The following is a 15,057-nucleotide window of genomic DNA, read 5'->3' as shown; positions in this document are numbered from 1 at the left end:
TGTCACCAATGGTTACTGCTTGCTTCTGTCATTTTAAGGATTGTCGCAGGTATGGATGTTCCGGATGTTGCAGATGCTGTTCAGACAGGGGCAGTAATACTCCCTGCTTTCGACATTGCCTTAATCACGTGTTAAAGCAGGTTGGTGCTTTCGATGCCGTGTTTGCTGAAGAATGAATTGGCATGCCTTCATTTGAAAAATAATCATCGCCCACATGGTCTCTGTGGGGTTGCATTCTTTACATTAGGTTACACCAGACGTTTTAATAAAGAAGAAATAAACCAATTTATATCCGCCTGTCTTGCTCCAACCGCGTCCATTATTTTGAATATCGGAGCTGGCGAAATGTATTGATCATGAGTGGAGTCGTGAAGCCATTGCAAGTTAATGGGCTTCCTTTGATATTTCACCGATTCTGTTTGGTAGTTATGATTCAAGAGGCCACAGGTTCAGCAACTGTCGTGATGACAGCTGCGGCAGGTAGTGTACTGCCAATCATATCTTCTTTTCCAGGTGTTAATTTTAAATCGCTGGTCCTTGCTATCAGTTTGAGTTCATTAATTCCATCCCACTTGAATGATGAGGATTTGAGATGATCGAAGAGTTCCTTAATTTAACAGTCGCACAAACGGCAAAATCTTGGACGGTTATGGAAACGAATATATCAGTCGTTTCACTTATCCTAATCTTACTATTGAATTCAATTGTTTAAGAGAAAGGAGCATGATGTAAGTATGAAACATTCAGGTTATATGATGGGAATCGATATTGGTACGACGAGTACGAAGGTTGTTCTTTTTTCAAAAAGGGGGGAAGTTATCCAATCTTGTTCGAAGGGATACCCTCTTCACAGTCCAACTCCTTCCGTTGCGGAACAAGATCCCGAAGAAATTTATAAAGCGGTCATCATTACTATAGGCGAGGTCATGATTGCAAGCGGTATAGAAAAGGATGAACTGGGTTTCATATCGTTCAGTTCGGCAATGCATAGCTTGATCGCCATGGGGAAAGACGGTAATCCGCTAACGAATAGCATTACTTGGGCGGATAATCGAAGTGTTTCTTATGCGGAGAAATTGAAGGCTTTGGAACAGGGGATGCAATTGTATCATAGGACGGGAACACCCATTCACCCAATGTCCCCAATCACGAAAGTAATGTGGTTAAGAAATGAGCATCCTGGGGTTTTTAACGAAACGGACAAATTCATAGGAATTAAAGAATACATCATCTATAAATTTTTCAATGAGTACGTGATGGATTATTCGCTTGCTTCTGCAACGGGCATGTTCAACCTGAATGACTTGAAGTGGGATGAAGAGGCACTTATCATTGCCGGTATTGGGGCTGACAAGCTGCCAACGCTTGTCCCTACAACGCATACCCTCTCAGGTTTAAGTGAGGAATTAGCTGCAAAAATGAACATTCGGGCAGGTACCCCGTTTGTGATTGGCGCGAGTGATGGTGTGCTTGCCAACTTAGGGCAAAACGCCATCAAGCCAGGAGTTCTGGCAGTGACAATCGGAACGAGCGGTGCGGTAAGAACCGTCAGTGACCGACCGATTACCGATCCGAAAGGCAGGACATTCTGCTATGCCCTTACTGAGAATCATTGGATAATCGGCGGACCGGTCAACAATGGGGGAATCACCTTCCGATGGGCACGCGATCAATTAGGCCGTGTGGAAATTGAAAAAGCGAAGGCTTTGGGCCAGGATTCCTATGAGATACTGACGGATATGGCTTCCAATATCGCACCTGGATCCGATGGGCTAATATTCCACCCGTATATGGCTGGGGAACGGGCGCCATTATGGAGTGCCGATGCGAGGGGCTCCTTCTTTGGACTTGCGCTTCATCACACTCGTGATCATATGGTCCGGGCAGTGTTGGAGGGTGTGATGTATAACTTGTACAGTGTCCTTCTAGCTGTAAAGGAACTGACTGGTGCTCCCAAGAAAATTCATGCAAGCGGTGGATTTGTCCGCTCAAAGCTCTGGCGTCAAATCATGGCTGATATATTCAATCAGAATGTGACAATTCCTGAAAGCTTTGAGAGTTCGAGCTTAGGTGCCGCCGTACTTGGATTATACGCTTTAGGGGAAATCGAAAGCCTCGATGAGGTTGAGGGTATGATCGGTGAAACGAATGAACTTGTCCCAATCGAAGAGAACGTTAAAGTGTATGAAGAATTAATGTCGATTTATTTATCCGTGAGCAGGCAATTGGAAGGCGACTACAAGCGGATTGCTGATTTCCAAAGACGTCATTTAGAATGAATTTAAGGGAAAGCACAGGTGTATAAGCACTGTGCTTTTCTTTTTGCCTTGTATTTAAAAATGGTAAGATGGAAGAAAACGATAGGGAGAATATTAATATGGGAGCAAGTAAAACGAATGCAATGCGTATTCTTGATAACAAACGTATAGAGTATGGCATGATGAGTTATGATGCCAATGATGGAAAAATTGACGGAATCACTGTTGCGGACAAAATTGGAAAAACTCCAGAAACCGTTTTTAAAACACTTGTTACCCATAGCGGACCGCAGCAGCTTTATGTATTCGTCATTCCTGTAGCCACCGAACTGGATTTAAAAAAAGCAGCGAAGGCGGCAGGTGCAAAAAAAATTGAAATGCTCGCGGTTAAAGACCTGCAAAAATATACAGGTTACATTCGGGGAGGCTGTTCACCGATCGGAATGAAAAAGCAATACCCCACCTTCATCGATGAAAGTGCAACCAACCTGCCTGAAATCATCGTAAGCGGAGGGCGGATCGGTACACAGATAGTTTTAAAACCGTCAGAGTTCCTGGAAATCACACAAGCGGAATCTGTAGCCCTTATAAAATAGACTGTTTATCTTTAGGCATTCACCTAATAGGTTTTTTCTGCATACGCTGTCTTGAATATCACATCTGTATTGTGAGGGAGAGTGTAAAAGTGACAGGAAAAGTGATGCATTATTTCGCTGGAGGCAATACGGCTAAAGGTTTTTATAGTTTATATGATTCCAATTTAGCAGGTTTGGAAAGATTATTCATATTAAAAGGCGGACCTGGTTCCGGTAAATCGACCATTATGAAAAAAATCGGCCAAGAATGGCTGGATAAAGACTATGACATCGAGTTTTTACATTGTTCTTCCGATAATGATTCCATTGATGGAGTAATCATACCGGCTTTGAAGATTGGACTCGTGGATGGGACAGCGCCGCATGTGATTGAGCCGAAGGCACCAGGGGCCATTGAGGAATATGTCAATCTAGGGTCTGCTTGGAATTCCCAGCAGCTGGCTTCCGAAAGAGCGGCAATCATAAGATTGACGAATGCGAGAAGCAAGAGTTTTGATAAGGCATATGCCCTTTTCGCTGAAGCATTGAAGATACATGATGAATGGGAAGACATTTATAAGGCAAATATTGATTTCGTTAAATTGAATGGGTTGACCAATAAATTGATAGAAGGCTTTTATAGAGATATCGTCCTTAACAAGAAGGCTGATGTTCGTCATCGGTTTTTAGGTGCCGCTACACCAAAGGGTGCAGTTGATTTCGTTCCCAATATTACTGAAGGAGTACAAAAACGGTACTTTTTAAAGGGGCGTCCGGGTTCCGGTAAATCAACGATGCTGAAAAAGATTGCAAAGGCTGCGGAGCAAAGAGGCTTTGATGTGGAAGTATATCATTGTGGTTTTGATCCGCATAGCTTGGACATGGTAATCGTCCGGGAAGTAGGGATTGCCATTTTTGACAGCACCTCCCCTCATGAATATTTTCCGAGTTGTGAAGGTGATGAAATCATTGATATATATAAAACGGCCATCTTGCCAGGAACAGATGAAATTTATGCTGATCAGATAAAGGATGTTTCCTCCAGGTACAGGACGAAAATGAATGAAGCTACAGCAAGTCTTGCTAAAGCAAAAGAGCTGCATGACGAACTTGAAAAGATTTATGTGAAAGCGATGGACTTTACAGCAATCGATGACATTCAAAGCGACATCCACCAACAGATTATTGAACGGGCACAGGAAGTGGATAACCACACGATTCTACATTAAGAGAACAAACTGCACCTTTCTTCATAGGTGCAGTTTATTTATTTACATAATTGGACTTTTTAAATGACTGAAGCTACACCAAGAATCAAGACGAGTTTGTAAAACGTGTTTATCCATGCTCTTTCGGTTAAAATAGGGATTATATTGAAAAAAAGGAGCCGGTAGAATTGATAAAGACGATCGCAATTGATATGGACGGAACATTGTTAAACAAAATGCAAAAGGTCAGTAAGGAAAATAGAGACGCAATCCGGAAGGCGCAAAGTGAGGGAGTGGAAGTGATCATTGCTACTGGCAGATCTTATGTGGAAGCAAGGTTCGCTTTAGATGAAGCAGGCATCGTTTGTCCTGTCATCTGTGTAAATGGTGCTGCACTCTTCAGGGAGGATGGAAAGATTGCTGCTTCCAATCCAATGTCTGCCGCCACTGCTAGCATGGTAGGTGAATTCCTCGAAGAACAAGGAATTTATTTCGAAATATATACGAGTCAGGGAATCTATTCTAAAGACTATGAAAACGCAATAGCTGCTTTGGTGGATGTATTTGTTACAGCCAATCCGGAGATTGACCCTGAGAGAATGAGGAAATTTGCAGAGGAGCGTTTACAGCTTGGGCAGGTGACTTCCATTTCCGATTATTCCGAGTTATTTCGCCATTCGAATGTGGAATATTATAAAATTCTCAGCTTCTCAAAAGATTTAAGTTTATTAAATCAAATTGCTTCTAAATTGAAAGGAAAGGGAGTTACAGTCACTTCATCGGGACGGGGAAATGTGGAAATCATGAGTGGGGCAGCTCAAAAAGGTACGGCGCTTGAAACTTATGTAAATGAAAAATCCGGCTTGATGCAGGAAACCATGGCCATTGGGGATAATTATAATGATGTATCCATGTTTGAACGGGTAGGTTTGTCTGTTGCAATGGGAAATGCCCCGCTCGATATTCAAAAACTGTGTGATGAAGTAACAGGTAAGAATGATGAATCCGGTGTAGCGGAGGCCATTTTAAAGGTACTTAAACAGTCAGCCTATTAAACTAATGAATCGAAAGGGGAATGACTTTTGAAAAGATGGCTCTTATTTTTCCTTATGGCTACATTGACTTTAACTGGCTGTAACATGAATAAAGAGGACAGCAAAACCCAGCCGAAGCCTGATAAAGAAGTGACGGGCACTTTAGGAGAAGATCCGGATGTGCTAGTAACGAACCTGCATTCCCCATGGTCGATTCAGAAGGATAGGGACACAATGTATGTATCAGAGCGGACAGGAACCATCGTAGAATGGGACAAGGGGAAGATGACAAGGCAAAAGGTCCATCTTAAAAAGACATTGTCCGCAAAAGCGGAAGCGGGATTACTTGGATTTTTGTTAACTCCCGATTTCTCCAAGAGCGGGCAAGTTTTCGCCTATTATACGTATGAAGAAGGCGGGGATTCCATCAATCGAATCATCATTTTACAAAAAGTTGGTGATAAATGGAAGGAGATGGAGACCTTGATTGACGGCATACCAAGCGGGGAATACCACCATGGTGGCCGGATCAAGATTGGAGCGGATAAGAAGCTATATGCAACAACAGGTGATGCAAGAAAGCCGGAAATCGCACAGGATATTAATTCCTTAGGCGGGAAGGTTTTGCGCATGAATCTGGATGGCACCATTCCGAAAGATAATCCTTTCGGGAATTCATACGTTTATTCATACGGTCACCGCAATCCACAAGGTCTGGCGTGGGATGAATCCGGACAGTTGTATGAAAGTGAGCACGGGGACTCGGCTCACGATGAATTAAATAAGATTGATCCAGGTAAGAACTACGGCTGGCCAGAAATTGAGGGCGATGAGCAAAAACCTGATATGGTAAATCCATTGATTCATTCCGGTGAGAAAACATGGGCCCCTTCTGGAATGGCCTATTTTGACGGAAAGCTTTATTTTGCTGCCTTAAGGGGCGAATCGGTTAAAAGTTATGATGTACAGAGCGGCAAGCTGACTAATATCATTACGGGTTTTGGGCGGATACGTGATGTATCCGTAGATGGAGAATTCCTTTATTTCATAAGCAACAATACGGATGGCCGAGGAAATCCTGATGAAAAGGATGATAAGCTTTATCGTGTGCGTAAAACAGCAAAACTCACGAGTAAACGTGCGGAATTCACGAGTAAATGATCCAAACTCACGACAAGTGTTTTCTTCATCGAAGGCTGGACATTTCTAAAGAATAAGTGTATAGTTACCTAGGTAACTAATTAACAGGAGGAATACCTTTGTCCTTTCATAATGGTTTTTTTCATCATAACTTACAATTTTCAAGGTCATTTACCAAAAAGTTAAATGAACAATTGGCTAAGGTTGATCTTTTTCATTCCCAGTGGCTGATTGTATATTATCTGAATCAGTATGGCTGTTCTACGCTTGTTGAAATAAGCACTTATCTAGATGTGGAGAAGCCGACGGTAACCCGGACGGTAAACCGTTTGGAAGAACTTGATTTGATTGAACAAATCCCAGGAAAAGATAAGCGGGAACGGAGAATACAGTTAACGGAAACTGGTGTAAGGACTTTTCAAGAGGCCAAAAAAGTGGTTGATGAGTTTGAACTTCAATTAATGAGTGGTTTGGCTGAAGAGGATCGTGAGGCAACGTTACGAACTTTGATTTTCCTGAAGGAAAAATTAAAACAATAGTAAGGAAGAAGGATTGAAATGAATGACAAACCGAAATTGTGGACGAAAGACTTTCTGATTGTCTCGTCTGCGAACTTTTTTCTTTTTTTAACTTTTTATGTCTTGATGGTGACATTGACCATTTATACGATGGATAGCTTTCATGCGTCGCAAGCACAAGCAGGACTTGCCTCAAGTATCTTTGTCCTCGGGGCAGTGCTTGTCAGACCGATTGCAGGGAAAAAAATTGATAAGATCGGCCGCAGAAAGATGTTGCTTGGATCCTTGATTTTATTCCTGGCCGCATCCATTGGCTATTTCCTGGTGAATAGTTTACCCCTCTTATTGATCGATCGTCTTATTCATGGTTTTGCTTTTGGCCTTGCCACAACGGCAACTGGAACGATTGCTGCAGATATCATTCCGAATGAAAGACGCGGGGAAGGTACAGGCTACTTTGCCATGAGTACAAACTTGGCAATGGCATTCGGTCCGTTTATTGGATTGCTGATCACACAGCATTTTAGCTATTCGATCATTTTCTATGCTGCCTCTTTATTTGCCGCATTTTCTTTAGTCGCATCGCTGTTCATGAATGTACCTGAAGGGGAAAAAGGCAGAGCTCTACCACAAAAGGGATTTAAAATCAGTGATTACTTTGAAAAAAGGGCCCTGCCCATTTCCACTTTTATCGGATTTGCCGGATTTACCTATTCGAGCATCTTGTCCTATTTAACATCTTTTGCAAAGGAAATCGATTTAATGGATGCGGCGAGCTTTTTCTTTGTCGTATTTGCTGTATTCCTTTTGGCATCCCGCCCGTTTACAGGACGAATGTTCGATGTGAAGGGGGAGAATGCAGTCATTTACCCATCGCTCTTCCTATTTGCCATGGGTATGGTCATCCTCAGCCAATCCCATCATGGTATCACGCTTCTGATTGCCGGTGCCTTTATCGGAGTGGGATATGGTACGTTCCAATCAAGCTGTCAAGCGATTTCTATCAAGGAATCCCCATCAAATCGGATGGGATTAGCCACATCCACGTTTTTTACAATGTATGATTTTGGTATTGGTGTTGGCCCATTCCTATTGGGCTTCCTTATCCCATTTACCGGGTTCAAAGGGTTATTCATGGGAATGTCAATCTTTGCATTCGCCCTTATCGGGATTTATTATGTGGCACATGGAAAAAAAGCCTCGGCAAGAAAGAAAATGCATCATGAGGAACGTTTGTCTGCTTAATTTTTTTATATGTCTGTATAAAATAGGAAATTTAGGGGATGCTTTATAATGATTAATTTTCCAAAATATCCCCCTTTTCTCCGCCTGTAATCAGCAGGCGCTTTTTTTATGGCATAAACAAAGAAACCGCCATATTGGCGGTTTCTTTAAAATTTATAGGTCCATAATCGTTCTTTGCGGATCCAGTCGAGAAAATCAGCATCCTGATTTTCGAATTTCTCTTTCCAATCGATCACCATTGCTTGCGTTTGCGAACGATGGGCAGTGAATGCAGCTACCTTTTTTTCTTCTACGGCAGATATATCATGGATGATGTCGGGCTGTCCTAACTCATCGATGCAGTTATTGGAGAACGCGACACAATGAAGTTTAGGTCTCTCTTTTTCTTCGATTCTTTCCACAGCCCGAACCACAGCCCGTGCTGTTGCTTCGTGGTCTGGATGGACACTGTATCCTGGGTAAAACGTAATGATCAATGAAGGATTCAATTCATTGATAGCATCGGTAAATAATGAAGTCAGCTTTTCATCATCTTCGAATTCGATTGTCTTATCACGCAAACCGAGCATGCGTAAGTCCTGGATTCCAATCGCATTTGCTGCATCGATTAATTCCTTTTTACGAATTTTAGGGAGCGATTCTCTTGTTGCAAATGGAGGATTTCCTAAATTACGTCCCATTTCTCCTAAAGTTAAGCATAAATAGGTGACGGGAGTGCCCTCTTCTCTATGAAGGGCAAGCGTTCCAGAGACCGAGAAGGCTTCATCATCGGGATGTGGGAAAATAACTAATACATGACGTTCTTTTTCCAAGGTATATTTCTCCTTCCGTTCTACTTACAGTGAGTATGGTTATCGGTGAATGGGAGTATTCATCGGAATAATATTACATATCAAGCAAGTTGTAATCATTCAAAGGGAGTAGGGCTGAGCTGCATGGAGACAGCAAGCTTCCCGGAAAAATCAAGTCCTGCCAACAGCAACCTACCTTGTTCATCCATTTCGAAGTGGTTAACGCCTTCTGCATATACCCAGCCAATATTGAGCTTTAAGCCGATGCGGTAGGGTCCATCCCCAACTATCTTCCCGTGTTCATACTGTATTAATGCATTACGAATATAAGCACCTGCCGAAAAGAAAGCTTCATCTACATGAGTGGCATAGGCACCATTTGTCGTTTCAAGGTGAAGATATACATCTTGTCCGGCGAAAGTATCAACAGCATTTTGCACCTCTGTACGGTCTATAGGTTTCATTCTATATTTTCCTCCTTAACTGGGCGGCTAGATAAGCTTTTCCTTCTTTCTAGTTTACTAAATAAAAACAAAAAAAGCGAAAAAGGCCGCTCGATGAATTTGAGCGGCCACTAAACTTGATGTTATTTTTGGGTGTTTTCAGCAATTCCATATTTATGGTATGCACCATGGTTGACAGGTCCTACATAGTCATTCATCTTCCAAGAATGGCGAACCGCTTCGGTAATGAAGTCCTTCGAAATGTGGATAGCCTCACGAGGACTTTTCCCTTCAGCCAATTGAGCTGCAATAGCTGCTGAAGATGAACAGCCGGCACCATGTGTGTTGGTTGTTTCGATTTTCTCGGATTCAAGGATCTCAAATTCTTTTCCATCATATAGAAGGTCGATGGCTTTGTCATTCCCCAGCTTATTACCGCCTTTGATCAAGACATATTTAGCACCAAGTGCATGAATCTTTTCAGCTGCACCCTTCATATCATCGATCGTCTTGATAGGTGCTGTCCCAGCTAACTGGGCAGCCTCGAACAGGTTTGGCGTAACTACTGTTGCACGTGGAACAAGAAGTTCACGCAAAGCTACAGCTGTTTCAGGGTGCAGCACTTCATCTTCACCTTTACATACCATAACTGGATCGATTACGACTTTGTCCAGTTTCAACTCGTCTATTTTACGGGCAACAAGTTCAATGATTTCCACTGATCCAAGCATTCCCGTTTTCATGGCATCAATGCCGATTGATAAAATCGTTTCGATTTGGGCTTCCAAAACCTCAACCGGTGTAGGGAATACATTATGGGACCACCCATTCTTAGGATCCATCGTCACGATTGTCGTTAAAGCGGACATACCGTAAACGCCGAATTCTTGAAATGTCTTTAAATCTGCTTGAAGACCCGCTCCGCCGCTCGAATCCGATCCGGCAACTGTCATAGCTCTTTTCATAGTCATTATGTGACCTCCTCAGGAGAATTAGATATCGATATTATCAGCATACCAGGTAATATCCTATTTTTAGAATATACCAAAATTTCTTTTATGTAAAACTTAGTTGTCACCCTATATGAGTCCTTTAATAAGGAAATGGAAAGGCCTAGTCTGCTCCTTGGAAATATGCTTTGTCCAAACTTTTGATATATAAGCAAAGATGTGAAAGTGTCATTATTTTCAAAGTTGATTTAAAATATTTAAATATAGGGACGCTTCATTAGGGGATGCATTTATTATAGCTTTACCGTTGGGTGCGGGATTAAACCCAAAATAGGGAGGTGATTCGTTTGGAATGGACTATGTTACTTTTAGCTGGTGGGAAATCAAGTCGTATGGGAGTGAATAAAGCTCTGTTGACCATAGGCGGCGTTACGAACATTTCAAGAGTGGCAGCCGAATTGAAAAAGGTGTCAGAAAACATTCTGGTCATTACCAATACTTTTGAAGATTATCGTTTTCTGCAACTTCCGTTAATACCGGATATACATAAAGATCAAGGACCTCTTGGCGGATTGCATGCAGGGATGACCGCTGCGAAAGCGGAGCTTCAATTCCTTACGGCCTGTGATATGCCCTTTGTGAATGCGGCTGCCATAAATGATATCATTTCCTATTATGAACCTGAATTCGATGCTGTCATTCCGGAAATAAATGGCAGGATCCAGCCGCTTTTTGCTGTTTATCATAAAAGGTGTCTTCCTGTACTGACGGAGTGCTTATTAAAACGCGAGTTGAAAATGGGTCTATTTTTGGAAAAAATTTCGGTGAAAATCATGAAGGAAACCGACTTTAAGTTATATCACGAGAATCCTGAACATCTTCAACACCTTTTTTTCAATATGAATACGAGGGAAGATTATAAAGAGGCAGGGTATATTGATCAAACTGAATTATATATAAAGGATGGTAGACATGAATTATAAAATTTCAAAAGAGCCGATTGTCATCCAGGAAGTGATTGATAAAGTAGTAGAGCGGAATGCAGGTGCCGTCACGACCTTTATTGGTACAGTGAGGGAAATGACGAAAGGAAAAAAGACTCTTTTCTTAATTTACGAAGCATATGAACCGATGGCCATTAAGAAATTAGAGCAAATCGGTTCTGAAATTAAGGAGCGGTGGCCAGATTCAGAAACGGCAATCACCCATCGTGTTGGAAAACTTGAAATCACGGATATCGCAGTCGTTATTGCCGTTAGTACGCCACATCGAAATGATGCATATGAGGCAAACAGGTATGCGATTGAAAGAATAAAAGAAATTGTCCCTATATGGAAAAAGGAACATTGGGAAGATGGGGAGACATGGGTCGGAAATCAGTTGGAAACAGTTCCATATCCAAAAGGGAAACCGGAAGAGGTGGATATCAATGATTAATGTACTTTTATTTGCCCAATTGAAAGATGAGTTAGGCAAAGAGACTCTTTCTATAGAAGGAAATGGAATGAGTGTGGCCCAGCTTAAAGGCAAAATGAGGGTGGAATTTCAATTGGAAGGTCTTGAAACCGTGATGACAGCGGTCAATGAAGAATTTGCTGACGATGACACGATTCTATCTGATGGAGATACAGTGGCTTTCATTCCACCTGTCAGTGGAGGCTGAGCAAATCGGATGGGAGGGTTCATAGTGCAAGAGCGATATTCAAGACAGACTTTATTTTCCCCCATTGGTGAAGGGGGCCAATCGAGAATTTTGAAGAAGCATGTCTTACTTCTAGGGGCGGGGGCATTGGGGTCTGCTAACGCAGAGGCCCTTACTCGTGCGGGAGTAGGGAAGCTTACCATTGTCGACAGGGATTATGTCGAAACCAGTAATTTACAGCGTCAACAAATGTATACGGAACGGGATGTCGAGGAGAAACTGCCAAAAGCAGAAGCGGCAAAGCGCCATCTATTTGATATCAATCATGAAGTCGAAGTCAATGCCATCATTATGGACGCAACCGCCCAGAACCTTGAACAGCTGCTTGGTGATGTTGATTTGATATTGGATGCGACCGATAATTTTGAGACACGGATGATTATTAACGATCTGTCACAAAAGTTACTGATACCATGGATTTATGGGGCATGTGTGGGGAGTGTGGGCATGACTTTGACCATCCTTCCAGGACAGACGCCATGTTTGCACTGTTTACTTAAAGCTATCCCCATTCAAGGAATGACCTGTGACACAGGAGGAATCATATCACCAGCTGTAACGATGGTAGTGGCACACCAAACTGCTGAAGCTTTGAAAATCCTCGTTGAAGATTGGGAATCGGTTCGACCTGCACTTGTTACTTTTGATCTGTGGAGGAATCAATACCAAACCGTAAAATTAACAAAAGCGAGAAAGAAAGATTGTCTCTCTTGCGGAGATCAGAGGACATATCCCTTTTTAACTATGGAAAACGCAACGAAAACTGCGGTTCTTTGCGGTAGGGATACTGTACAGGTCAGACCGCCAAAACCTTTGAAACTGCAACTCGAGAAATTAGCCAAAGATCTGAACGGCAGTGGTTATTTGGTGCAATTCAATCCATTTCTTCTCTCTTGTGAAAAAGATGGGAAACGTATTGTCATTTTCGAGGATGGCCGGGCGTTGATTCACGGAACGAAGGATATGGTCCATGCAAAGGCCACATACCAAAGTATCCTGGGATAATGAATATAAAAAGCGAGGCTGCCGGTAGGGTGCCTCGCTTTTTATGAATCATATAGGGTAGTGGTTATCGGGTATTAGTGTGTAACACCGTCTTTATTATCTTGTTTGGAAGCAACGATGACGACTTTGCCTTCGTCAAGCACTTCCTCGTAACGTTCTGCTTCCATATCGCTAAGACCAAGGTTACTCATTCGATTACGAAGTTCGTCTCCACGTGATTTAAAGAGATTTCCAACGGTATCAAGAAAGCCTTGTTCCTTCATGCCTACATCTTCTGTATTTGTATTCTCGGTAAGGTGCTTCGAACGGGTTTTATCATGGGCAAACAAATATACATCGTCCTTCGTATATCCTGATGTAGTTAATTCATCGATTTTTTCCTTTGCTTGTAAACCGTTTTCTACTACATGTACTTGATACATATAAACTCCTCCTTGAATTTCAGTGTAAGATTCTCTTGGATATGGGTAAATGGAATCTTGCTTTATCATAGTTGTTGATTGGTTATAGTAGTATATAACCTTAATTGGGCATGTATAAACATTTTATATCGAAATATATTTAATAAGTGGTGAAGCGGAACACCTTTTGTATGCGGTAGGTCAAGTATTTGAAGACAGGTAGTTTCTTTTGATATTCACTGTAATCTACCGTGTATGTTCCATTTTGATTTGTCCAAAGTCTTTGAAAATAGTTATCGACATCATAAGAAACGTCCGCATCATTTGGAGCGTGGATTTCAACATTTGCTTCAAGATTGTAGTCATCCAGATTGCGTGAGGTATAATTAGCCGATCCTCCAAGAATAATCGTTTCATTAGCCTTTTGGATCATCATCAACTTTGTATGGAACTGTTCTTTCTCTGTTTTGTACCAGCGGATCGAAATGTTTTCATCCCCCAGTTTTTCGAATTCAGCGGCAACTGGAAGATTAGGAAGACCGATTTTCTCACTTCCGAAAGCGTTTTGATTCGGATCCAATATCATTTGAATCTTCACACCCCGTATAGCTGCATCGGTTAATGCCTCGACAACATCGCGATCGGCAATGTAGAACATGGCAAGATGGATCTTGTCGCCTTTTTGTGCATCCTTTATTGCCTTAAGGACATGTTTATTGATTTTTCCTTCCGTTAGCAATTGTACCGATATTGGTCCTTTATCTGCAGATATCCCTTTTAATTCAGGAAATGACTTTGGGCCACCCGAAAATTTCGAAGTGGCTTCTTCTGCTTTAACAAAGTCGCCGATGATATTCCCATCCATCTGAAATGCAATATTAGAATGGAATCCACTCGCGTCATGAGGATTGGCTGATGAAATGATGGCCGTTTTTTCGGTAGCGACCACTTTTCTGTGATTGGCTTTAATGTTCATCAGTCTTAGATAAGAACGTAAGGTGACCTTTGGTGCGCTTCTAGCCATTGGATTCACAATCCATCCTTTCCCGCTTTCACCGAACCATTGGAAAAAGGTCCGATATACACCTGAATAGAGAGGATTCGGATCCCGAAGCCGGTCTAAGTTGGTAACGATGACCTCAATGCCATTTTTCTTCATCGTTTCCAATGCTTCTAACTGGTAGGCATTATAGGAAGTATTCACTTCATCAGTAATGAATATAACCTGGAGGTCAGGTTTCTTTTTCTTCTGTTCAACCAGTTTATCCTTCAGATTCTCGGTTAACTTTGGAAAGTTTATCTTTTCATCATAAAAAGCATTAAACAAAAACATATCGATTACGACAAAAGAATCTGCGTCTTCTATGGCTTGATATATGGTTTGGAAAATTCGCTGCTCATGTTGCAGATTCCCTTGCTCATCGTGATAGGAAAGGTCATAAATGAAATCAATATCCTCGACATGATGAACCTTCCCTTCATAAGAAATGCCATCAGGGAGAGGCTTGTAGCTGTTATAGTTGATTACGGCTGTAATGACGATCACAATGCTGACAAGCAGATAAAATCGTTTTCTTTTGTACCATTTTTTCATAGGGAATCCTCCAACATGAATAAATTGATTGCTAACTATCTAATTTCCCACTTTAGGGGTATATAGAAACATAAATCGTAATCTATGGAAAAAGGTAAGGCGATTAAGTTTGATATAATATAGTTTCAAAAAGTGGAAAGGGGCTGTGGCAAATGGAAAATCAATTATTAACAAATGATTGGTGGCCTCTATT

17 protein-coding genes and 1 pseudogene are annotated in these 15,057 nt (G+C 41.8%); 13 read left to right on the top strand and 5 right to left on the bottom strand.

Annotated elements, in window-relative coordinates; translation table 11 throughout:
- Positions 1-153 precede the first annotated feature (153 nt).
- The 9 genes and pseudogenes from N9I19_RS13040 to N9I19_RS13000 all read left to right on the top strand — a co-directional run bounded on the left by N9I19_RS13040 (position 154) and on the right by N9I19_RS13000 (position 7,978).
- A complete protein-coding gene (locus N9I19_RS13040; RefSeq protein WP_317778018.1) occupies positions 154-354 on the top strand; it encodes a GntT/GntP/DsdX family permease in 201 nt (66 codons plus the stop codon).
- Positions 355-356: 2 nt separating this feature from the next.
- Positions 357-712: pseudogene (locus tag N9I19_RS13035) on the top strand (GntT/GntP/DsdX family permease).
- A 22-nt stretch (positions 713-734) separates the two neighbouring features.
- The gene (gene gntK, locus N9I19_RS13030) at positions 735-2,279 is read left to right on the top strand and encodes a gluconokinase (protein WP_317778017.1); all 1,545 of its coding nucleotides are present in this window, start codon (positions 735-737) and stop codon (positions 2,277-2,279) included.
- A 98-nt stretch (positions 2,280-2,377) separates the two neighbouring features.
- Positions 2,378-2,854, top strand: coding sequence for a Cys-tRNA(Pro) deacylase (gene ybaK, locus N9I19_RS13025; protein WP_089362056.1), 477 nt, complete (start codon positions 2,378-2,380; stop codon positions 2,852-2,854).
- A gap of 89 nt (positions 2,855-2,943) precedes the next feature.
- Positions 2,944-4,062 (top strand): PRK06851 family protein, encoded by a 1,119-nt coding sequence (locus N9I19_RS13020; protein ID WP_317778016.1) that lies wholly within the window; start codon positions 2,944-2,946, stop codon positions 4,060-4,062.
- 167 nt (positions 4,063-4,229) lie between these two features.
- Complete coding sequence (locus N9I19_RS13015) at positions 4,230-5,096, top strand: Cof-type HAD-IIB family hydrolase (protein ID WP_317778015.1); 867 nt, start codon at positions 4,230-4,232, stop codon at positions 5,094-5,096.
- 27 nt (positions 5,097-5,123) lie between these two features.
- Positions 5,124-6,236 (top strand): PQQ-dependent sugar dehydrogenase, encoded by a 1,113-nt coding sequence (locus N9I19_RS13010; RefSeq protein WP_317778014.1) that lies wholly within the window; start codon positions 5,124-5,126, stop codon positions 6,234-6,236.
- A gap of 98 nt (positions 6,237-6,334) precedes the next feature.
- Positions 6,335-6,754, top strand: a complete 420-nt coding sequence (locus N9I19_RS13005; protein WP_317778013.1) for a MarR family winged helix-turn-helix transcriptional regulator — start codon at positions 6,335-6,337, stop codon at positions 6,752-6,754.
- Between the two features lie 18 nt (positions 6,755-6,772).
- Positions 6,773-7,978 (top strand): MFS transporter, encoded by a 1,206-nt coding sequence (locus tag N9I19_RS13000; protein ID WP_317778012.1) that lies wholly within the window; start codon positions 6,773-6,775, stop codon positions 7,976-7,978.
- Positions 7,979-8,124: 146 nt separating this feature from the next.
- Here N9I19_RS13000 and bshB2 read toward each other — a convergent pair whose 3' ends face one another.
- From bshB2 to pdxK, 3 genes are all read right to left on the bottom strand, one after another.
- Positions 8,125-8,790: a bacillithiol biosynthesis deacetylase BshB2 gene (gene bshB2, locus N9I19_RS12995; RefSeq protein WP_061465804.1), complete on the bottom strand. Its 666-nt coding sequence runs from the start codon at positions 8,788-8,790 to the stop codon at positions 8,125-8,127.
- A gap of 95 nt (positions 8,791-8,885) precedes the next feature.
- Entirely contained in the window at positions 8,886-9,233 is a 348-nt protein-coding gene (locus N9I19_RS12990; RefSeq protein WP_317778011.1) for a YojF family protein, read from the bottom strand.
- Positions 9,234-9,355: 122 nt separating this feature from the next.
- Complete coding sequence (gene pdxK / locus N9I19_RS12985) at positions 9,356-10,183, bottom strand: pyridoxine/pyridoxal/pyridoxamine kinase (protein ID WP_176431819.1); 828 nt, start codon at positions 10,181-10,183, stop codon at positions 9,356-9,358.
- A 326-nt stretch (positions 10,184-10,509) separates the two neighbouring features.
- On the opposite strand from pdxK, the gene mobA reads away from it, so the two are divergent.
- The 4 genes from mobA to N9I19_RS12965 are packed head-to-tail and all read left to right on the top strand — an operon-like array spanning position 10,510 to position 12,869.
- Complete coding sequence (mobA, locus tag N9I19_RS12980) at positions 10,510-11,145, top strand: molybdenum cofactor guanylyltransferase (RefSeq protein ID WP_317778010.1); 636 nt, start codon at positions 10,510-10,512, stop codon at positions 11,143-11,145.
- Complete coding sequence (locus N9I19_RS12975; RefSeq protein ID WP_061465799.1) at positions 11,135-11,599, top strand: molybdenum cofactor biosynthesis protein MoaE; 465 nt, start codon at positions 11,135-11,137, stop codon at positions 11,597-11,599. Before mobA ends, N9I19_RS12975 begins: the two co-directional genes overlap by 11 nt.
- Entirely contained in the window at positions 11,592-11,825 is a 234-nt protein-coding gene (moaD, locus tag N9I19_RS12970) for a molybdopterin converting factor subunit 1 (RefSeq protein WP_061465797.1), read from the top strand. The genes N9I19_RS12975 and moaD overlap by 8 nt, the downstream gene beginning before the upstream one ends.
- Before the next feature lie 24 nt (positions 11,826-11,849).
- Complete coding sequence (locus N9I19_RS12965) at positions 11,850-12,869, top strand: MoeB/ThiF family adenylyltransferase (protein ID WP_317778009.1); 1,020 nt, start codon at positions 11,850-11,852, stop codon at positions 12,867-12,869.
- A 74-nt stretch (positions 12,870-12,943) separates the two neighbouring features.
- Here N9I19_RS12965 and N9I19_RS12960 read toward each other — a convergent pair whose 3' ends face one another.
- Positions 12,944-13,291, bottom strand: coding sequence for a YflT domain-containing protein (locus N9I19_RS12960; protein WP_061465792.1), 348 nt, complete (start codon positions 13,289-13,291; stop codon positions 12,944-12,946).
- A 139-nt stretch (positions 13,292-13,430) separates the two neighbouring features.
- Positions 13,431-14,864, bottom strand: coding sequence for a phospholipase D family protein (locus N9I19_RS12955; protein ID WP_317778008.1), 1,434 nt, complete (start codon positions 14,862-14,864; stop codon positions 13,431-13,433).
- Positions 14,865-15,057: the final 193 nt, after the last annotated feature.

Source organism: Peribacillus sp. CSMR9 (assembly GCF_033141925.1).
GTDB lineage: Bacteria > Bacillota > Bacilli > Bacillales > DSM-1321 > Peribacillus > Peribacillus simplex_A.
Note: the sequence above shows the minus strand (reverse complement) of the source record. Positions and strands in the feature narration are given on the sequence as shown.

What these genes read in the sequence shown, in the direction of transcription:
- ybaK (WP_089362056.1), top strand. Translation starts at nt 2,378, where the DNA reads ATGGGAGCAAGTAAAACGAATGCAATGCGTATTCTTGATAACAAACGT.
- N9I19_RS12975 (WP_061465799.1), top strand. Translation starts at nt 11,135, where the DNA reads ATGAATTATAAAATTTCAAAAGAGCCGATTGTCATCCAGGAAGTGATT.
- N9I19_RS12955 (WP_317778008.1), bottom strand. Translation starts at nt 14,864, where the DNA reads ATGAAAAAATGGTACAAAAGAAAACGATTTTATCTGCTTGTCAGCATT.
- N9I19_RS12990 (WP_317778011.1), bottom strand. Translation starts at nt 9,233, where the DNA reads ATGAAACCTATAGACCGTACAGAGGTGCAAAATGCTGTTGATACTTTC.
- N9I19_RS13040 (WP_317778018.1), top strand. Translation starts at nt 154, where the DNA reads ATGCCGTGTTTGCTGAAGAATGAATTGGCATGCCTTCATTTGAAAAAT.
- pdxK (WP_176431819.1), bottom strand. Translation starts at nt 10,183, where the DNA reads ATGACTATGAAAAGAGCTATGACAGTTGCCGGATCGGATTCGAGCGGC.
- N9I19_RS12960 (WP_061465792.1), bottom strand. Translation starts at nt 13,291, where the DNA reads ATGTATCAAGTACATGTAGTAGAAAACGGTTTACAAGCAAAGGAAAAA.
- moaD (WP_061465797.1), top strand. Translation starts at nt 11,592, where the DNA reads ATGATTAATGTACTTTTATTTGCCCAATTGAAAGATGAGTTAGGCAAA.
- gntK (WP_317778017.1), top strand. Translation starts at nt 735, where the DNA reads ATGAAACATTCAGGTTATATGATGGGAATCGATATTGGTACGACGAGT.
- N9I19_RS13000 (WP_317778012.1), top strand. Translation starts at nt 6,773, where the DNA reads ATGAATGACAAACCGAAATTGTGGACGAAAGACTTTCTGATTGTCTCG.